Consider the following 19,223-nt stretch of genomic DNA (forward strand, 5'->3'; position numbering starts at 1 on the left):
TGAGGCGCATGAACACGACGACGACAGATGAACGGGTGCTGAGGGAGCGGGTCCACCGGATGTTCGACGCCTGGAACCGGGGCAACGGGTACGAGTACGCCTCGTTCTATTCGGAGGACTGCGACTACGTGGCCTTCGACGGCCGGCACCTCAAGGGCCGGCGCGCCAACGCGGAGCTGCACCAGGAGCTGTTCGATGGGTTCTTCCTGCGTGGCTCCCGAATCGAGGGGGATGTGGAGTCGGTGCGCTTCGTGACGCCGGAGATGGCCATCGTGCACGCGGCGGGTGGCGTGAAGCTCCGGTGGCAGAAGAAGCTGCCGCAGGGGCGGCGCTCGCGGCAGACGCTGGTGGCGGTGAAGAAGAATGGGGAGTGGGAGTTCACCGCGTTCCACAACACGCGCATCCAGCCCACGCGGGGGCTCGGGCTGCACCGCATCCTGCTCATGCTGGGACGGAAGTAGGTGTTCATCACCAGAACCCAAACAAGCCCATAAAGTCTATTGCAGTTGATACGAACTTGCATATTGACAAGGAATCAACAAACCGCCTACTGGCAGCCATTCTGATGGACTGTCAATTCCAGCTCAACATAGAAGGACAGAGGGCAGCGTGAACATCTGGCGTCTCTCGACAGGGCTTGCCTTGAGCCTGCTTTCGACACAACTGCTGGCCGGCTGTGAGGCAAACACCCCGACGGACAGCCGTCCTGCGAACGAGATCTTCACCGAGCGCCGCCCCGTGCAAATGGAGAAGGCGACGCGGCAGCTCGGGGAGAGCTGCACCACCGGCGGAAGCTCCGAGTGCACCTCGGGCATCTGTCTGCATATCCGGCCCGAGCCCGACATGGGCCATTTCTGCTCCCAGCGTTGCGCGTCCGATGCCGAGTGCCCCGCCAGCTGGACGTGCGCGCGAATCTTCGCACGAGAAGACGGGCAGCTCTGCGTGCCTCCCGCGGACTGGTCGGGAAGCGCCGCCGCGACGCGATAGCCAGCAGGAACCGAATCGCTCACGCGGCCATGTCGCGTCACTCCAACATCAGCTGAGTCTTCAAGGCGCCTTTGCGTCCCATGCCAATCTCAATCCGAATTCTCGTGGCCCTTCTCCTGCTCGCGCCCATCCAGGCCTCCCTGGCGGCTCCCAGTTGTCAGGTGGGCAGTAGGAAAGCCTGCTCGACCCAGGGAGGCTGCCCGGGAGAGCAGGTCTGCACCGGTGACGTGGAGGGTGGCAACGGCGGCTGGTCCGAGTGCATGCCGGATCCCGACCCCCAACCCTGCTCCGCATGTGGGGTTGGCGGAACCACCCGGTGCATCAATGGCGATGACATGAGCCCCTGCCAGCCCGCGGTCCCTGACGAAGTCGAGACCTGCGGCAACACCTGCGACGAGAATGCCGACGGCAATGTGAGCGAGGGCTGTGCCGGCAACAGCACCTACGACTACTGCGAGCGCACCCCCAGCGGCAATCTGCTGCGTTGGACGTGCGCCTGCGGCGAAGGCCTCAAGGTCGGTTACTGCCTGGGCTCCAATGACTCCCAGGCCTCTTGCGTCAGCCCCTCCACATGCCTGAAGGCCCCCGCCTTCGGCGCGTCCGGCACCTTCCAGCCCGGCGGGGACTTCCAATGCTGCGTCTCGAGTCTGCCCTGCACGGCCGAGGGCTACGTCTCCTCGGCGATGCATTGCGGCCAGACGGACTCGCTGCGTTTCGAGTGCACTCCGGGGAGTTCGTGCGATGACAGCAATGAATGTGGCAACACGTGCACGGGTATCGCGCCACAGATTGACCACACCACGGGAGCGCAATCCGCGGGAGGCGGCTATTGCGCCGCGGGCCCCGTGTGCAGCGCGGCCCAGGGCGGCTTCGGCGCCCCGCAGGAGGGCGAAGTGCGCGCGTCTATCTACCGGGTGGACTGTCGGGAGATGACGTCCGAGACTCCAGGACTGGGATTTTCGAAATGCTACATCTCGAGTCACCCGGGCCTCACGCTCATGCTGCCCCCCTCCGAACACCGCTCTTCGGTGGGGGTCTCCGGAAGAGACCGGCATGAAGGCGACCCCACAGGAGACATCTCGGATGCCTCCGAAGCGGAGCCCCCAGCCCCAGAGACAGTGAATACGTGCAGTCCACAGAGCCCGCGGGTGACCGGAGCGGCCATTTCATCTGTTTCGAAGCCCAGCGTCAGCATCGGCGACCTCACGACCCGCTACTCCGCGGCGGACGTCGGCATCCAGGGGACGCTCGGCGGCTTCAACTTCGTGCGCAAGTACGTCTCCACGGACAACTTCTGGTCCTATCAATCCGTGCTGGGCAACAACGCCGAGCCGTTCGTCGCCAAGCCCTTCGGCTCCAGCCCGACCCGCAAGAGCTCGCTGCGCTGGTGGCACGGGCTCTACAGCATGGTCTACCCCAAGGGCTGGGTCTCGGGCGTCAGCACCTGGGTGGTGCGCGACACGGAGGGCTCCGTCCTCGAATTCGCGGCCTGCACACCGGGCACCATCAGCACCACTCCGTGCTTCGCGGTGCCGCGCGAGTCCACCCGGTGGTCCACGGCGAGCCTCCTCTGGACGGGGAGCCACTTCGTGCTCATCAAGCCGGGAGACGGGCGCTATGTGTATCAGTCCGGCTGGTCTCTCGATGGCCCTTGGTACCGTCAGGTGAAGTACTACTTCCTGACGCGAGTCGAGGAGGACAGCACGTCCGCCACACCGCGCGTCAGGCTCTCGCTGCAGTACGAGGCGCCGGCCCTCACCACGGATACAGGCGCTGCCTTCAACTGCCCGGGCCAGAGCACCCTGGACAATGGTGTTCCGTATCTCAAGGAAATCACTACGGAGGACGGCTCGAAACTCAGCCTGCACTACCGGCGCATCCCGACCCTGGGCCAGCCCCCCGCCACCGAGTGCGTGATTGACAGGCTGGCGCTCAGGTCGAACCCCCACTCGAGCGACGGCGCCCAGAGCCAGGCGGAGGTGGTGGTCGCCCAATATCAATACTATAAAACCCCGAGCCTGCCCCAACTCCAGCAGGGAGGAATCCTCGCGCAGGTGGAGTACCCGGAGACCGGGGATGTCGTCACGTATCCGGACACGACGGCCTCTGGCGCGACAGACACGTCCTGGGGGGTTTCCGCCAATCAGCAGGTCATCGAGACCCACACCTACAGCGCCGGAAAAATCAGCACGGTTGCCGCAAGCGGCACGAGCGCCATGGTCGTGAGCGCCGGGTCCGGCACTTGTGGTGGTGGCCCCTCCCCCATGGGACTCGACGCGGGGACTCCCTGTGAGCCTCCCAGCATCGAGGGCACGACGGGGCCCGTTGGCGACACGGCAGGAAGCACCCTCCAGTTCGTGCGCCAGTTCTCCACCCGAACGAGTTCCTACTCTCCGCACACCCTGCTGAAGGCCTATACGGACTCCTGCCTGTCGGGTCCCGACAAGTGTGCCAGCTTCGCGGCAGGCAGTGTCCAGTACAGCTATGAAGAGCCCGAGGACGGCTCCCTCTATGTCCGCCGCACCATGAACAAGGCGGAGCGGTACAACGCCTTCATGCCCACGTTTGCTGATGCGGGCACCGTGTCTGTTCCAGGGGTCGTGAGCCCGATGACGAGCGTCTCGAGAAGCTTCGGGGAGGACTTCCAAGGAGATGGAGGCGTCCCGGGCGCGACGACGCACTATGTCTATTCGGATGCGCCACTTCCGGCGGCAAGCGCCTGGAAGCCGGTCAAGGAGACGGTGGATTCGATTGCCTCCGTCTACTCACCCGGCGCGAGCGTCGTCACCCGGAAGCGGTTCGACGAGACCACGGGCTTCCTCAAGTCGGTCATCCGTTCAGGATATACACATCAATTCACACCCACGTCGGGAAGCTGGAGCGAGCCGGTCCTGCAGCACGTCGGCGTCTTCTACTTCAATCATCACCGGTGCCTGGGAGAAGCCGACACGGGGCTGACGCTCGTCAAGGAGATGCATGGTCCTTGCGTCGTCTCCGGTCCAGAAGCAACCGACTGCTCTGGAACAGATTTCCCCATCGTGCAGCAGCACTACTACGGCCCCCCATCTGTCGAGCACAGCAACCGCGCCAACCGGCTCATGAAGGTCTCCCGCTTCACCCAGCATGGCGGTCCCACGGCCTGCTTGGGGTACCCGGCGCTGGAGTCGCGCGTCGATGACTATGATGCACGCGGCAATCCAACCCAGCTCGTCTCACCCGGCGGGCAGACGGTGGCCGTGCAGTATGTGGGCGGCCGCGTCGTGAGCATGAGCAGCGGCGGGTTGACTACGTCGTTCCTGTATGACGGGGCAAACCTGAGGGCCACCCACCGCCCCTCCGGCGTCTACGAGGTGCGCTGCCATCGGCAGGGCACCTCGGCCGGACAGGGCTGCACGGGCGGCCAGCCCACAGCGAGCATGCAGTGGGAGGCAACCGCCTCGGACGAGAATGGCGCGGATTGGAGCGAGATGCGTGTGCTCGAATACTGGCCCAATGGCGCGCTGAAGTCCGAGAGGTTCCGCTCGCGCATCAGCGGCGTGGAGGAGACGCGCAGGGTCGTAACCTACCATCCAGACGCCCACCTGCGCCCCACCTTCACGCGATGGGGCGAGGCGTCCGGTGGCTTCGCATCCACTGCGGCGTTCGACGTAAGCAACAATCCCATGGCCGTGGGCCTCGCCTACAACAATCCGCCCGACTTCTGCGCGAGCGGCACCGCGATATCGCCGGCGTGCACCGCGTTCTTCCATGACAATGTCAACCGGATGATCCGGATGTCGGAGTCCCCGTCGGACTCGGTCCAACAACACACCCTCTTCGACTACGATGCCCACGGCAACGCGACGTCCGTGCGCGCGGGGTGCGCGGACGCGACAGGAGCTTCGTGCCCCGCTCCCGCCACCTATCGCCATGACGACTTCGGCCGGCTCGTCGAGACGCTGCTGCCCAATGCCAGGGGCGCCGTGCGGTTCGCGTATGACGCTCGAGGCAACCTGCGGGCGAAGCAGACCGAGACGATGCGCGGACAGAGCGCATTCCTGTCGTACGAATACGACATCACGTCCAGGCTGCGGAGCGTGACGTCCGTCTACTGGCCCGAGGACTACAAGGCGGTTCACTTCAAGCTGGGGTATGACAATGAGGAGACGCCTCCCGCCGGCTGCGTGACACAGCTCAACAGCCTGGGACGTCTGCGCTACCGCCAGGACAACTTCGGACGCACCTGGTACCAGTATGACAATCTGGGCAATGTGACTCGGGAGCTGCGCGTTCGCGCGGGCGCCACTGCCTGCGGGCAGGGCGTGGACGCAAACCCGGACACGCTATATGGCTATGACTCCAGCGGAAGGTTGATCTCGGTCACCTATCCGCACGGACGTGTCGTCTCCTACGTCTACGGAGCCGGGGCGTCCAGCGAGAGAATCTCCGCCATCGACGTCTCTCAGTACAATGACTCCAACTGGCAGGTGCGCAGGGTCGTCAGCGGGGTCCTCTGGGAGCCGTTTGGAGGACTGCGCGGCTACCAACTGCACCACGCCGGTTCGGGCACGGTGAGCGCGGCGGAGTACATGCAGGGTGACAACGCATCCGTTGCGCCCTCGTCGCCGGCAGCGGCCTGCGGAGACACACCTCCCTCGGCGACCGCATCGGACCTGACGGGGCGGTTGCGCGCGCTCCGGGTGTCGTCTGGCGCCCTGAGCCCTGGAGCGGGCATCGGAGACATCTTCAGCCGCACCTATACGTGGGCGGCAGACCAGGTGAGCAGGATTGACACCTGCGTGCTCGACTCGGCAGAGGCCCAGACGGAAACCTACTCGTACGACAGGGTGCTGAGACTCACGGGGGCCTCGCGGCCGGCTGGCAACTTCTCGTCGTCCGGTGGCGCCTACGCCGCGAGGACCTATGGGTATGACCGGCGAGGGAACCGGGTTTCCGCCTCGGCGGATGGCGTCCCGTATTCCTTCACGTACTGGCAGTCCCCCTATGGAGGCCCTGACGCCCTGGGTGTCCAGTCCCTGGGCTCGAGCCAGGGCGTCGAGGCGCAGGATTGGTATTTCTACGATGCAGACGGGCGTTTCGACCGTAAATCAACGGCGCGAAACGGGCCGGTTGGCATGTATCTGCATCTCTACCCTCAGTACTTCAGCGGGAATGGCCTTCTGGAGGGCACGTTTCACGCTGTCAATTACAGCAACGGCGCGTATTACAATTATTATTACGACGCGTTTGGCCGGCGACGCCTCAAGGTCCATCCCACGGGGACTCGCGAGGAGTATTTCTATGACCTCGGCCATCAACTGCTGTCGGACAGCGCCCCCAATGATGTCATCGGACCGGCGGCCTATTACGTCGAAGATGACTACATCTGGCTTGCCGGCAGGCCCATCGCTGTGGTCCGCGGAAAGTTTTCTCCGACCCGGGCGCGCCTCCCGGACAACTCTGCGGAATGCACCAGGGCCAATGCCGAAGCGGCCTGCGGGCTCTACTTCCTGGTAACGGACCACGCCGGCAAGCCGGTGCTCGTGCTGGATGACTCGCAGCGCATCTCCGGCGTGGGAGAGTATGACCCGTTCGGCCACGTCAACCGGGTCACCCGGGTCGGGGGAACGACAACCCCCTATGCCGACAATCTGGATGTCGAGCTGATTCGCTACGAGCAGCCGAAGCGGAGCTCGCAGCTCCGCCTCCAGCAGCGCGTCCTGTTCAGCCTGATTGAGACCGAGCCGGGAACCGACACCGTGGTCCTCAAGGACGGAGTGACGGGTGGGACGCTGTCGAGCCCCTTCTCGGGTCAGAGCCTCGGGAAGCTCACAAGCAACTGGGTGGAGCCCGCTTCCGGAGCTCTCTCCGTCCACTTCACCTCGAATGCCACCTGCCCCGCCTCCGCGTGCGGTGGTGATGCGGGAGCAGTGACAGGCTGCACGTGCTCGAATGGCGCCTCGGCCAGGGGCGTGGTCGTGCAGGCGGCTGAGTACCGGCGGTTCCAGCAGGGTGCGTCGCCGTTCTGGGTGCCCTTCCGCTTCCCCGGTCAGTACTACGACGCCGAGACGGACCTCTTCGAGAACTGGAACCGGTACTACGACGCGAGCATCGGCCGATACCTTCAGCCTGAGCCAATGTTGCAGTTCCCGTCACTTGTTCTTGCTGGCGCGCGGTACGGCTATTCTCTCCCTGCCTATGCCTATGCACTGAACAACCCAATTGCTGTTACGGACTCTACAGGGAATATTCCGGACTCAGTTCGGACGAGAATTTTTGTCGCACTCGCGGCCGGAGACATAGACGGCGCAGTCGGAGCCTACATGGCGTGGCGGGGGATCACCGATGCGCCTAGATGGTTGACGGCTTTTCAGTCCGCATTCAACGCCGCAAATCAAGTCGCGGGGCGTTGCGAGGCCGTGGCCAATAATATTGCGGAAGGCCTTAGGATGTTCGGGCAGAATCCGCAGGTTATAAAGATATTCAGCAGTGGAGGGGAGTACTTGAGCTGGCGGGGACAACAAATGGTTTCAAATAACAATTTCCACGTTGCTGTCATGAACGCCGGGAGAATCTACGACGCCTACACTGGATCTGCGGGAATGGTTTGGGCGGAATACCAAGTGGCAATGCAGTATCTAGGAACGCTTCAGTATACGGTGATGCCATGAGCTCGATTCAGCCACCTCCGGCGTGGAGCGGTCGGCTCGTTCCGACTCTTGATGTGCTTGTGTTTATTCGCGAGCAGATTCGCAATGGGTCAATGCCGGAGCTTTTTTTCGGGCGAGTGGATGTGCATGCATTCAGAGCCTTTGTTGTTGGTGTGCATTTCCACCAGTTTTGTTGTGGCCAAAAAGATGATCAATACATTGGATTCATTGACTGGCTGCGCGATGTATGCAAGGAGTTCCCTTCGCCAGGAGGGTGGGAAGAGAAATATCTAGCGGATGCGAGGGGAGACCATCGAGCAGCGATCATGCGGTACTTGGATCGCTGCTCAGAGTACGTAGCCTTGTCGAAGCAAACTTGAGCTGTGCACCCTCATACCTGGGCGACACGCAGCGGGCTGCGCGTAAACCTCCTCCCGGTCAGAGGACCAGGCCTGGAGACGTACCGCCCCCGGGATTGCCCTCCTGAAACGCGCGGCGGGCAATCCCGGTGCGGGCCTCATGGTTCTTCATGAGGACGGGAAGAATGAGATGCCCCTGCCTCGAGACAGTCGTGCCGATGGCCCCCTCCGAACTCGTCGCGAAGCTGAGCGGAATCACCGAGGAATGGCACGGGCCTCTGCTTGATGGTCCCTTCGGCCGCTCATGGTTCGGGCCGCTTGAGCGGAATGGGAAGATCTTCGTCGGGCATCTCGCGGAGCTTGGATTCAAGCTGCGCTTCGGTGCCCGCCCGTATCCTCTTGGAAGGAATCTGCACGTGACGTTCAGGGGGGAGGTTGCCCCCGTCCAGGGTGGCTCCATGCTTCGCATCTGGTGCGCGCCTGTCGTTTCGCGCTGGCTCACCCTTGCGATTGCAGCACTCCTGCTGCTGGCATGCGGGCTCACCGCGGTGCGGACCGGCGAGCCCATCTACTGGCTGTTCGCGCTGGTGTGCGGGGTGGTACCGGGCACGCTGGAATGGATGTCGTCCAGAGCCGAGCGCAAGCAGCTTCGTACCTTCAGTGACGTGGTCCATGCCCTGGTGACGAAGTAACCGTCCTTCCGCTTCGCGCCCTGGCATCAGGGGCGCCCGGCCTTCGGGTCTCCCCAGGCCGCGGCGGCGATGCGCCAGGTGCCGCGCTCCCGCACCAGCAGAAGGTGGTCGATGTAGCGCACGCCCTCGAACACCACGTCCAGCTTCGCGACCGCGATGTTCCCTCGCACCTCGACGGCGAGGATGCGCCAGGGGCTCTCGCGGTCCGTCTCACCGCGCGCCTGGTGGTCGGCGTAGCCCGCCGCCGCCTCGGAGAGCGTCACCCAATCGAAAGCAGTGCCCCTCACGTGGACGCGGTAGTACGGGCAGCCGGGCGTGTGCGTCTGGTGCAGCAGCGCGGGGCTGTAGGCCGCGTGGGCTTCAATCTTCCCGGCCAGCACCGCGCGGATGTCCGCCTCCGCGTTCGCCACCGTGTCGAGCTGCGCTCCGGCATCGATTCGCTCGAAGGCCTTGCCGACGATGCGCCAGCCCTCGGGCGTCTCCACCAGCAGCATCAGGTCATCGAAGGTGTGGCTCGGCCAGCGGGACACGGCCTCCACCATGGCGAACGGGCCCTCACGGTCCAGCACCTTCAGGTGCCGCTCGGTGGCGGGCTGAGCCGGTGACGTGCTGGCGTCCAGCCGCTGCCACCACTCCAGCTGCGTCACGGTGCGCAGCGCGCCGCTGTCCCGCTCCACCTGGAGCATGAGCGCGCTGGGGTGGAAGGCCGAGCGCAGCGTCTGGCTGGAGCCGGTGTCCGAGGCGCGGAAGTACGCCTGCACCGCCTCCTCGGGAGTGGCGTGCTGTCGTTGGTCGGGAGTGGGCATGGCCGGGAAATGGGTGCAGGCGAAAACTGTTGCGAGAAAGAGGTGTGTCAGGAGCCTCGACATGGGAGAAAGCTGCGCCTCCCCGGGCCTCACGCGCCAATCGATAGTTTCGAGCCCGCCCCATAGGAATGCTCAATGGACTTCCCGGACCTCCCCTTCCTCGGCACGTTCATCAGGGTCTATGAGACGGGCAGCATCACCACGGCCGCGAGGCGCCTGCACCGCACGCAGCCCACTGTCAGCTACCAGCTCCAGCGCCTGGAGGAGGCCATCGGGACGCCCCTCTTCGAGCGGCGCTCGGCGCGGCTGTTCCCCACGGCGCTCGCGGACCGGCTCTACCGGTTCCTCGGCGGCTTCGCGCGTGACGTGCACTCCGTCCTCTCCGGCGTGGAGGAGGACCGGCCGCTGGAGGTGGTGTCGGTCTCGGGCTTCGGCCGCTACGTCCTGTTCCCCGTGATGATGGAGTCCCCGAGGCTGCGGCGCGCACTCACGCTGCGCTACCCGCCGGCCGAGGGGGTCTTCCAGCGCGTGCTCGAAGGCCAGGTGGACGTGGGCTTCACGTACCAGCCCACGGTGCATCCGCGCCTGACGCTGGAGCCGGTATACGAGGAACGACTCGTGCTCGCGGCGGGGCCTACGTGGGCGCGGCGGCTGCGTGAGCAGACCGACTTCCAGGACGTGCCGCTGGTGACGTACGACGAGGGCGACTACGTCGTGGGACGGTGGCTCGGGCACCACTTCGGACGGAGGCAACCGCGCTGGCACTCCGTGGCCCACTTCGAGGAGCTGGAGGAGGTGTTGGAGCTGGTGGCCCGCGACGAGGGTGTCGCCGTGGTGCCCGACTTCTGCCTCGGCCACCGGAGCGGCCTGCGAGCCGTGAGCTGGGGCAAGCCGGAGCTGGCCAACTCCATCTACGCGGTGCTCCGCGCTCGCGCGCCCGTGCGGCCCATCGTCACCGAGCTGCTCGCGCGCCTGCGTGAGAAGGGCGCCGCGACGGGGCGGGCGCCGAGCGGGCTCCCGCAGGCAACGACGCGACGCCGTTCCCAACCGGTCACTCCGCGCGCTCGTCCTCCACGGAGATAACAAGCATAGGAGCGCCCCGCGCCCCTGAATCATTCAGCGCTGCTTCAGTCCCTCGCGCCACGCGAAGACGGCGGCCTGCGTGCGGTCCTCCAGGTGCAGCTTGCCGAGGATGTTGCTCACGTGAGACTTCACCGTCTTCTCGGACACGCCGAGCCGCTCGGCGATGTCCGCGTTGGAGGCGCCGTCGGCGATGAGGAGCAGCACCTCCCGCTCACGCTCGCTCAGTTCGTCGTGGGCGGGAGGACGCCCGCGGGAGGGCTCGCGCAACAGGCGCACCACCTGGCTCGCGACGCGCGGGTGCAGCGTGGCCTCGCCCGCCGCGGCCCGGCGCACGGCCTGCACCAACTCCTCCGCGCTCGCGTCCTTGAGGAGGTACGAGAGCGCGCCGGCGCGCAGCGCGGGGACGATGTGCTCCTCGTCGTGCGAGGAGGTGAGCATCAGCACCTGCGTGCGCGGGCTGGCCTCCTTCAGCCGGCGCGCCGTCTCGATTCCGCCCAGGCCCGGCATCAGCACGTCCACGAGCGCGACGTCGGGAGCATGCTCGCGCGCCAGGTCCACGGCGGCCTCGCCGGTGGCCGCGTCGCCCACCACCTCGATGTCGGGCTGCGCCGCCAGCAGCGCGCGGATGCCCTGGCGGACGAGGGTGTGGTCATCGGTGATGAGGACGGTGAGCGGTGACATGGTGTCTCGTGAAGCCCTCAGGGTGAGGGGAGGATGCGGATGTCCTCGGGGAAGACGGGGTCCACTTCGTACTCCCCGAGGAACTCTCCGCTGAAGCCCTGGATGACGACGCGCTGGCCCTGCTCCAGCCCGCTCACGTCGATGCCCGTGCCGGCGTTGACGAACACGAAGGTGGGGCCGGTGCCGTCATCCACCGCGAACTTGTACCCGAAGGGCAGGTCATCCTCGATGTCGCTGACGATGGTCCCCATGATGCGGACGAGGCGGCCCTCGGTCTCCTCGCTCACGTCACCCGTCTTCACCGGATGCGGCGGAGGCTCGTTCGCCTCGCCCAGCACCTCGATGGACGTGGGCGCGACGCTGAGCACCCCTCCGAAGGAGTTCGTCAGCGTGCCCGTCACCCGCACCACCTGCCCCACCTGGATGTCCTCGTCGAGCGAGTCGAGGATGTAGATGCCGGCCTTCTTCTCCTGGATGGCGAAGCCGTTGTCGTTGGGGAAGAAGGCCCCCGTGAAGGACGTGGCCACGCCCACCACTGTCACCGTACTGCCCAGCGGTTGCTGGCGTGCCTGGGCAATGGAGCCATGCGGGCATTTCGCGACCACCTCGCCTGGAACCGCGAGGACCGCTACCGCGAGCAGCGCCGCGAGCCCGACCTTCCACTGAGTGCGTACCGTGAACATGGAGTTCCCCCTGAATCGAGAGATGCACCCATGCGTGTACGCCGGAGCCCGGGCGCTCACTGTCGTCCTCCAGTCACGTTCGCTCACGACCGAACACGCGGCTCGATGTGCGCGTCTGGCGTCTGCTCGGGAGCGCTGGTGGCAAAGGTGGCTTCGACACGCAGCCCTCGCAGCGCCTCTCCCGCGGCCAGTCGGAAGTGCCCGCCCGGCAGCGCCTCCGCGCGCTCGCGCATGATGTCCAGGCCCATGCCTCCTGGACGCTCGGCGGGCAGTCCTCTCCCGTCATCCTCCACCACCAGCGCATGTCGTCCGGGCCCTGCGCTCTCCAGACACACGCGCACCCGGCTCGCGCCGCTGTGCCTCGCGACGTTGGCCAGCGCCTCTTGAAGGATGCGCAGCAGCGCCTCGGCGGTGGGGGGCGGCAGCAGCCCCGCGTCCAGCCGCACCTCGGCGGCGATGCCAGTGCGCGCCGACCAGGACTCCACCTGCTGGCGCAGCGGCTCGGGCCACGGACCTCCCAGCGCGCGGGGCCGCAACTCCTGGAGCAGCGACACCAGCTCTCGCTGCGAGGTGCCCACCAGCTCGCTCGCCTCGGTGAGACACGCCTCGGCGCGCTCGGGCTGGCGCTGCAGGTGCGCCTTCGCCGCGCCCAGCTGCATCGCCGCCGCGAAGAGGTGCTGCTTCACCGTGTCGTGCAGGTCCCTCGCCAGCCTGTCTCGCTCCTCGCGCGCGGCCAGCTCCTGCCGCAGCCCCACCACCGCGCGCAGCTGCCCGGCCATCTGGTTGAGCCGGTCCGCGAGCACCGCCAGCTCGTCGCCGGGAGGCACGGAGGCCACCACGTCCAATTCCCCTCGGGCCCACGCATCCGCGGCGGACGTGAGCGGCCGTAGCCCCGCGAGCAGCCGCCGCGCACTGAGCGCACCCACCACCAGCCCCACCGCCGTGCCCAGCAACACCAGCGGCACGCCCAGCGCGAGGATGAACCCGAGCACCGAGCCCACGAAGTCCCTCGGCCGCATGGGCGGCTTCATCCGCGCCACCACCGCGCCGAGCACGTGCCCCTGCTCATCCTTCACCGGCACCGCCGCCACGAGGCCACCGTTGTCACCCCGCAGGCCCAGCGACTCCGGCGCCGTCACGCCCGACAGCGCCCGGCCGATGAGCACCGCCTCGTCCGGCGTGGGAGTGAAGCCCTCCGCGCGAGTCACGCCCGCGCCCGAGAAGTCCACCGCCATCAGCGGCGCGCCCTTCACGTCGAGCACGCCCACGGTGCCCACGCCGGGGCCACCCAGGCGAATCTCCACCTCCAGCGCGTTCTCCTGCGGGGCCGGCGGCGGCGCCTCTCCTTGCCCCAGCTCGCGGAAGAGGATGCGCTCCAGGGTGTCCACGTCTGGAGGCCGAGCCGCCAGCGCGGGCGCGAGACTGCCCGCCTTGCCGAGCGCCTCGGCCGCCACGTCCACCGCCATGCCCTGAGAGCGCAGCAGGTAGTTGCCGGCCACCGCCAGCAACACGACGACGAGCAGCAACGCGAGGCCCAGTGTGGCGCCGACACAGGCCAGCGTGAGCCGCCACTGCAACCGCTGCCAGGGACGCAAGGGACGCATGGAGTGGGCCGAGGTTGGCACGCCCCCTCTCGCATCTCCACCGCCTGGAGATGGAGCCCGCCCTCCGCCGCCAGGCGGAGCCCGGCTCCGGGCCACCTCGGCGCGTCGAGTGACACATCGATGCGCCCGCGGTGTTCCCGAAAAAGGAGTCATGCCCGATGTGGGGGGGCTGGCGTCATCCCGAAGGCCGGGGTCGTCCTCCACCCCCGGACCGATGTGCGCGGTGCGAGGCGCTGGCAGGGTGGCATGGCACGCGTGGCCGGACGCCGGACGAGGAGGATTCGAGGATGCATCGACTGCTGAAGGGGCTGCTGGCGGGCGTCTTGGTGTGGGGGGCGGCGGGCTGCGAGAAGCACGACGACGATGACGGGCGCGATGCGTTTCCGATTCCGGAGATACGCACGCCCGAGCCCGATGAGGGCGGCCCCGCCTACAGCGGAGGCCCGGTGACGTGGCACCACGACGTGGCCCCCATCGTCCAGCGCCGCTGCCAGGGTTGCCACGCGGAGGGAGGCATGGCGCCCTTCGCGATGAAGACGTACGCGCAGTCCTCCGCGCGCCACGCGGCCATGGCCAGCGCGGTGACTCAGTTGCGGATGCCTCCGTGGATGCCGGCGCCAGGGGAGCGCCGCTTCAGGGATTCGCGGCGGCTGACGCGGGGCGAGGTGGCCATCCTCTCCGCGTGGTCCGCGCAGGGAGCTCCGGAGGGAGACCCATCCACCGCGCCTCCACCCGAGCCTCCGCCGCGGGGCCTGGGCCAGGTGGACCTGCACCTGGAGCCCGCCGAGGCCTACGTGCCCAACGGCACCCAGCAGGACGACTACCACTGCTTCCTCCTGGAGCCGGGCTTCGCCACCGCGAGGGACGTCATCGGCTTCGAGGTGCTGCCGGGGGCGCGGCACCAGGTGCACCACGTGCTGCTCTTCAACGTGCCGGAGGCGGCGGCGCGACAGGCGGACGCGAGCGAGCCGGGGCCGGGGTGGACGTGCTTCGGGGACTCGGGAGTGGAGGACCAGGCGGTGCTGGGCGCGTGGGCGCCGGGGACTCCGGCCACGCGCTACCCTGACACCACGGGCGTGCGCGTGGAGCCGGGCACGGTGGTGGTGATGCAGGTGCACTACAACCTGAACAACGGCCCGCGCGTCGCGGACCGCACGGCGGTGGACCTCCAGTTCGCGCGTGAGCCGGTGGAGAATCCCGCCGCGCTGGCGCTGATGGCGGACGACGGCTTCGCGATTCCCGCCGGCGGGCAGGGCTACCGGTACACGTTCCAGCAGGTCGTCGGGACGGGGAGGCTGTGGGGCGTCATTCCGCACATGCACACGCTGGGGCGGCGCATCGTGCTGCAGCGCGAGGATGGGCCGCTCATCGACATTCCCGCGTGGGACTTCCACTGGCAGCAGATGTACTTCTACGAGCAGCCCGTGCAGTTCTCATCGAGCTTCTCGCGGTTGCAGCTCAGTTGCTTCTGGGACAACCCCACACCGCGCACGGTGCGCTGGGGAGAGGGGACCGGGGACGAGATGTGCCTCGCGTATCTCTACGTCACCCGGTAGATACGCGGCCCCATGAGCCTGCCCACCCCGCGCCCGTTGTCCTCCGATGAAGCCGCCCGCATCAACGCCAGCACCCCCGCTGAGTTCTCGGACTACTTCGGTCCGCTGAAGGAGGGCCTCCGCGCAATCGAGGGGCCCGTGCACCTGCCCTCCTTCGAGCAGGAGGCGTCGTGCCTCGTCCTGGGAGACCTCCAGGTGGACGGGCTCCTCGTCAATCCGGAGTACACGAGCCTCGTCGTCACGGGCTCGCTGCGGGCCGGGGCGCTGCTCACAATGGGGAAGATTGTGGTGCTGGGGGACCTGGTGGTGGGGGACGCGTATGGCAACTCGTTCAGCAACGAGGTGTGCGTGGTGAAGGGGAACTTCACCACGCGGTGCCTGCTGGAGAAGGGGCACTTCTTCCAGGCGCTCGGGAGCATGACGGGCGAGGCGGTGCTCTCACTGAGCAACGTCATCACCGCCAAGGGCGGCGTGAGCGGGCGGGTGACCGCGCTGGGCGGCATGAAGGACGAGGAGCGGCAGAAGGTGCTCGACGCATCGCTGTTCGACGACTCCGGGAGTCTCTCCGAACGGCTCGTCGTCGCCCGCCTGCGCGCGGGCCAACCGCTGCTGCGCGCGGACTGAGCACCGCGCCGTCGCGCTACCAGTCCGGACGGCAGACCCACGGCTTGTCGGGCTTGAGCTGCTCGCAGCGAAAGCCCTCTGCGCAGGTACCGGGCACCCGCGGGTCGCACGAGGGCTGGCAGCGCCACATGTAACAGACGCTTCCAGAAGGACAGGCGGGGCGGCCCGCTCCGCACTTCCGCACGCAGTCCATCCACACGTCTCGCAGCTCGGCAGGCAGATGGGCTCTGGCGTGACGTCCGCGCAGGAGAAGCCTTCCGGGCATGTGCCCGGCTCGCCTCGGCGGCAGGGACGGCCGCACCAGCCCTGGCGACCTCCGCAGAGCAACCCTTCGGCACAGGCTTCCTCCCGGGTGCTCGGAAGAGGCTCGCAGCGCTCGCCCTCGTGACGCGTGCCCACCGGGATGCAGTAGCGAACCAGGGGCCTTCCTTCCGTCGAGGCCACGCTCCGGCAGACCTGTCCCTCAGGGCATTGCATGTCCGAGAGGCATTGGCTGTCGGTGCAGTAGTCCACCCAGACCCGCTGGTCCGAGACACAGGCCAGTGGTGCCTCGCAGTCGGAAGGCTCCTGCGCGCCTCGTGGTTGAGAACCGGAACGACCGCGCCGGACTCCACGCTCCCATGGCGCGAGCCCATCCATCCCCTGCTTCCCAGGAGCAGCAGCACGAGCGGCACCGGCAGGAGGACCGCCAGGACGGTGCCGAGCACCGCGCGCTTCGAGCTCATCCGCACTTCTCGCGGCACTGGGGGCTTTCCTCATCTTTGCAGAAGCGTTCGAGTGCGAGAGACACGTCGAACCGCGACACCGGCTGAGCTCCGCCCATGAAACAATGAGCCATTGAGCAGGAATTGACTGCTGGCTCACGGACGAAGCGTCTGGATTCGGACGCCCGGAGGCCGTTGCAAGCAACGGACTTGCGGCCGTGCTACGGCCGGTATGTGTTGCGCCCTCCCTTCTCACCGCAGCCCGCCGAAGACGTGGACACCTTCGCGCAGCGGCTGCGCGTGGTGGCGGACGCGGCGCCGGTGATGCTGGCGTACGTCGACGCGACGGAGCGCTACCTCTTCGCCAACACCAGCTACGCCGCCTGGTTCAATCACCCTCGTGAAGCCATGCTCGGCCGCACCGTGCGCGAGGTCGTCGGAGACGCGGCCTACGAATTACTCCGCCCCGCCGTCCGCGTGGCCCTCGCCGGCCAGCGCGTCCACTTCGAGCGGCCCGTCCCCTACAGCGGCGGCACCCGCTGCATCAACGCCACCTACGTCCCCCACCTCCAACCCGACGGCACCGTCGCCGGCTACGTCAGCACCGTGCTCGACGTCACCGAGCGCTACCGCGCCGAGGAGGAACGCGAGCGCACCTCCCGCTTCCGCGAGCACTTCCTCGGCGTGGTGAGCCACGACTTGCGCAACCCGCTGAGCGCCATCCTCGCCGGAGCCAATGCCCTCCTCCACGCGGGCACGCTCGACGAGCGCCAGGGCCGCGTGGTGGCCCGCATCGCCCGCAGCGCCGCCGGCATGGAGCGCATGATTGGCGACCTGCTCGACTTCACCCGCGTGCGGCTGGGTGACGGCTTCCCGCTGGAGCCCGTGCCCATGCACCTGGACGTCCTCTGCCAGGAGGTGCTGGAGGAACTGGAGGTGGCCTGGCCCGCGCGCGAATTGCGTAGCCTGCTCGCGCCGCTGCCCGAGGGACGATGGGACCGCAACCGCCTCACCCAGGTGGTCTCCAACCTCGTCGGCAACGCGCTCCAGCACAGCCCGGAGGGCACGCCCGTCACCGTCACCACGCGCGCCGACGGCACCATCGCCGTGCTCGAGGTGCACAACCACGGCGCCGCCATTCCGCCCGCTTTGCGCGCCCACCTCTTCGAGCCCTTCCGCCGCGGCCCCCACGCACCGGGCCGGCGAGGCCTGGGCCTCGGCCTCTACATCGCGCACGAAATCGTCCGCGCGCACGGCGGCGGGCTCGCCGTCCGCTCCGAGGAGGACGAAGGCACCACCTTCACCGTGCGGCTGCCGCTGCAGCAGCGCACAGGGCATGTCTGAGGGATGAAAGTGGCCTTTCCTCGGGCACATCCTCTGCGCTCCGGGGAGAGGCGGACCCGCCCATTCTGACGAGGCGCGGTGTCTCTCCGGACAGCAAGGAGCGCACCCAGCCCATTGAAATCATTACGAAATCAGCCCTATTAAAGGCTGCTTTCCTTGGGTGGATCTTATTTAAGCAAAGGCTGCTTGATTTAAATAAGCCCCATTCGAATGCTGGGCGCGTGACTGACACCGCATCTGCGCCTTCGAGGCTGGGCCGGTTCGTGGAGACCACTGTCGCTGGGGAGCGAGTGCGGTCGTTCGTCCCGCCGCCCTTGCCGCCAGCCCCGCCCATCGACGTCCTGGGGCTGCTGGACCGGCTCACCCGCGCCGAGCGGGCGCTGGGCCGCCTCGATGGAATCACGATGCTCCTGCCACGCCAGGAGCTGTTCCTCTACATGTACGTGCGCAAGGAGGCGGTGCTCTCCTCGCAGATCGAGGGGACGCAGTCGACGCTCTCCGACCTGCTCCGGTTCGAGACCGAGGCCCAGGAGGGCCAGCCCATCGACGACGTACGAGAGGTCTCCAACTACGTCGACGCGATGATGTACGGGCTCGAGCGGCTCGAGGAGTTGCCACTCTCGCTCCGGCTCATCCGCGAAATGCATGCGCGGCTGCTGCAGAGCGGACGCGGTGGCACGAAGGATCCGGGTGAGTTCCGTCGGTCGCAGAACTGGATAGGAGGGACTCGACCCGGAAACGCCCTGTACGTGCCGCCTCCAGTCGCGGAGCTCGACAGGTGCCTCGGTGCTCTCGAGAGCTTCATGCACGAGGAGCAGTCCCGGCTGCCGGCCCTCATCAAGGCGGGGCTCCTGCACGTGCAGTTCGAGAGCATCCACCCCTTCCTCGATGGCAATGGACGCATCGGCCGCCTCCTCGTGACGCTCTATCTGTGCGTCCAGGGCGAGCTCCGCAAACCGCTGCTCTACTTGAGCCTCTACCTGAAGACGCACCGGGCTGATTACTACCGGCTGCTCCAGGAGGTCCGCGAGCGAGGCGCATGGGAAGCCTGGCTCGAATTCTTCCTCGAAGGCGTCGAGGAGACGGCGAACCAGGCGTTCGAAGCGGCAACAAGAATCGTCGAGCTCTTCAAACGCGACCGGGAGCGCATCACGACTGAGAGCGAGCGCGCCGGTTCTGCGCTCCGCGTACACGAGCTGTTGCAGACGCAACCGTACTTCACGTCGAACCAACTCGTCGCTCGGACCGGACTGACTGCCCCCACGGTGAACGCGGCGCTTGCGGACCTGGAGCGTCTGGGCATCGTGCAGGAGGTCACCGGACGCAAGCGAGGCCGCGTCTTCGCGTACAGCGGCTACCTCGCCATCTTGAACGAGGGGACGACTCCGTTGCAGGAGACGTCGTAGGGGGCGATGTCTTGGCCCCACGGCCAGACCGGATGACCGTATGACATCAGGCGGCACGCCTGAGG

General features: G+C 67.1%; 13 protein-coding genes. 9 read left to right on the forward strand and 4 right to left on the reverse strand.

All coding sequences use genetic code 11. The features are described from left to right. Positions 1 to 8 precede the first annotated feature (8 nt). From ACVTJA_RS50750 to ACVTJA_RS50765, 4 genes are all read left to right on the forward strand, one after another. Positions 9 to 461 carry an SgcJ/EcaC family oxidoreductase gene (locus ACVTJA_RS50750; RefSeq protein WP_465831925.1) on the forward strand — a complete coding sequence of 151 codons (453 nt, stop codon included), beginning with the start codon at positions 9 to 11 and terminating at the stop codon, positions 459 to 461. Positions 462 to 609: 148 nt separating this feature from the next. After that, positions 610 to 987 (forward strand): hypothetical protein, encoded by a 378-nt coding sequence (locus ACVTJA_RS50755; RefSeq protein ID WP_465831927.1) that lies wholly within the window; start codon positions 610 to 612, stop codon positions 985 to 987. 335 nt (positions 988 to 1,322) lie between these two features. After that, a complete protein-coding gene (locus tag ACVTJA_RS50760) occupies positions 1,323 to 7,637 on the forward strand; it encodes an RHS repeat-associated core domain-containing protein (protein ID WP_465831928.1) in 6,315 nt (2,104 codons plus the stop codon). 550 nt (positions 7,638 to 8,187) lie between these two features. Further along, a complete protein-coding gene (locus ACVTJA_RS50765; RefSeq protein ID WP_465831930.1) occupies positions 8,188 to 8,667 on the forward strand; it encodes a hypothetical protein in 480 nt (159 codons plus the stop codon). Positions 8,668 to 8,693: 26 nt separating this feature from the next. Here ACVTJA_RS50765 and ACVTJA_RS50770 read toward each other — a convergent pair whose 3' ends face one another. Continuing rightward, complete coding sequence (locus ACVTJA_RS50770) at positions 8,694 to 9,473, reverse strand: nuclear transport factor 2 family protein (RefSeq protein WP_465831932.1); 780 nt, start codon at positions 9,471 to 9,473, stop codon at positions 8,694 to 8,696. A 135-nt stretch (positions 9,474 to 9,608) separates the two neighbouring features. Between ACVTJA_RS50770 and ACVTJA_RS50775 the strand changes: the two genes are divergently transcribed. Continuing rightward, positions 9,609 to 10,556 (forward strand): LysR family transcriptional regulator, encoded by a 948-nt coding sequence (locus ACVTJA_RS50775; protein ID WP_465831934.1) that lies wholly within the window; start codon positions 9,609 to 9,611, stop codon positions 10,554 to 10,556. Between the two features lie 33 nt (positions 10,557 to 10,589). Here the strand turns inward: ACVTJA_RS50775 and ACVTJA_RS50780 are convergent, their stop codons facing one another. The 3 genes from ACVTJA_RS50780 to ACVTJA_RS50790 all read right to left on the reverse strand — a co-directional run bounded on the left by ACVTJA_RS50780 (position 10,590) and on the right by ACVTJA_RS50790 (position 13,545). Next, complete coding sequence (locus tag ACVTJA_RS50780) at positions 10,590 to 11,237, reverse strand: response regulator (RefSeq protein WP_465831936.1); 648 nt, start codon at positions 11,235 to 11,237, stop codon at positions 10,590 to 10,592. Between the two features lie 17 nt (positions 11,238 to 11,254). Next, on the reverse strand, positions 11,255 to 11,920 hold the full coding sequence (locus ACVTJA_RS50785; RefSeq protein WP_465831938.1) for a hypothetical protein: 666 nt from the start codon (positions 11,918 to 11,920) through the stop codon (positions 11,255 to 11,257). Between the two features lie 83 nt (positions 11,921 to 12,003). Further along, a complete protein-coding gene (locus ACVTJA_RS50790) occupies positions 12,004 to 13,545 on the reverse strand; it encodes a sensor histidine kinase (RefSeq protein ID WP_465831940.1) in 1,542 nt (513 codons plus the stop codon). Between the two features lie 266 nt (positions 13,546 to 13,811). Here ACVTJA_RS50790 and ACVTJA_RS50795 point away from each other — a divergent pair, with 266 nt between their 5' ends. From ACVTJA_RS50795 to ACVTJA_RS50810, 4 genes are all read left to right on the forward strand, one after another. Beyond that, positions 13,812 to 15,080, forward strand: a complete 1,269-nt coding sequence (locus ACVTJA_RS50795) for a monooxygenase (RefSeq protein WP_465831941.1) — start codon at positions 13,812 to 13,814, stop codon at positions 15,078 to 15,080. Positions 15,081 to 15,092: 12 nt separating this feature from the next. Continuing rightward, positions 15,093 to 15,704 (forward strand): hypothetical protein, encoded by a 612-nt coding sequence (locus ACVTJA_RS50800; protein ID WP_465831943.1) that lies wholly within the window; start codon positions 15,093 to 15,095, stop codon positions 15,702 to 15,704. A gap of 899 nt (positions 15,705 to 16,603) precedes the next feature. Continuing rightward, positions 16,604 to 17,752, forward strand: a complete 1,149-nt coding sequence (locus tag ACVTJA_RS50805; RefSeq protein ID WP_465831945.1) for a sensor histidine kinase — start codon at positions 16,604 to 16,606, stop codon at positions 17,750 to 17,752. Between the two features lie 290 nt (positions 17,753 to 18,042). Next, complete coding sequence (locus ACVTJA_RS50810; protein ID WP_465831947.1) at positions 18,043 to 19,158, forward strand: Fic family protein; 1,116 nt, start codon at positions 18,043 to 18,045, stop codon at positions 19,156 to 19,158. Positions 19,159 to 19,223: the final 65 nt, after the last annotated feature.

The sequence above is a fragment of the Pyxidicoccus sp. M6 genome (assembly GCF_055568925.1).

Bases quoted from the DNA above. Each gene is read 5' to 3' on its own strand.
- ACVTJA_RS50760 (WP_465831928.1), top strand. From the start codon at position 1,323: ATGAGCCCCTGCCAGCCCGCGGTCCCTGACGAAGTCGAGACCTGCGGC.
- ACVTJA_RS50780 (WP_465831936.1), bottom strand. From the start codon at position 11,237: ATGTCACCGCTCACCGTCCTCATCACCGATGACCACACCCTCGTCCGC.
- ACVTJA_RS50770 (WP_465831932.1), bottom strand. From the start codon at position 9,473: ATGCCCACTCCCGACCAACGACAGCACGCCACTCCCGAGGAGGCGGTG.
- ACVTJA_RS50785 (WP_465831938.1), bottom strand. From the start codon at position 11,920: ATGTTCACGGTACGCACTCAGTGGAAGGTCGGGCTCGCGGCGCTGCTC.
- ACVTJA_RS50795 (WP_465831941.1), top strand. From the start codon at position 13,812: ATGCATCGACTGCTGAAGGGGCTGCTGGCGGGCGTCTTGGTGTGGGGG.
- ACVTJA_RS50750 (WP_465831925.1), top strand. From the start codon at position 9: ATGAACACGACGACGACAGATGAACGGGTGCTGAGGGAGCGGGTCCAC.
- ACVTJA_RS50800 (WP_465831943.1), top strand. From the start codon at position 15,093: ATGAGCCTGCCCACCCCGCGCCCGTTGTCCTCCGATGAAGCCGCCCGC.
- ACVTJA_RS50775 (WP_465831934.1), top strand. From the start codon at position 9,609: ATGGACTTCCCGGACCTCCCCTTCCTCGGCACGTTCATCAGGGTCTAT.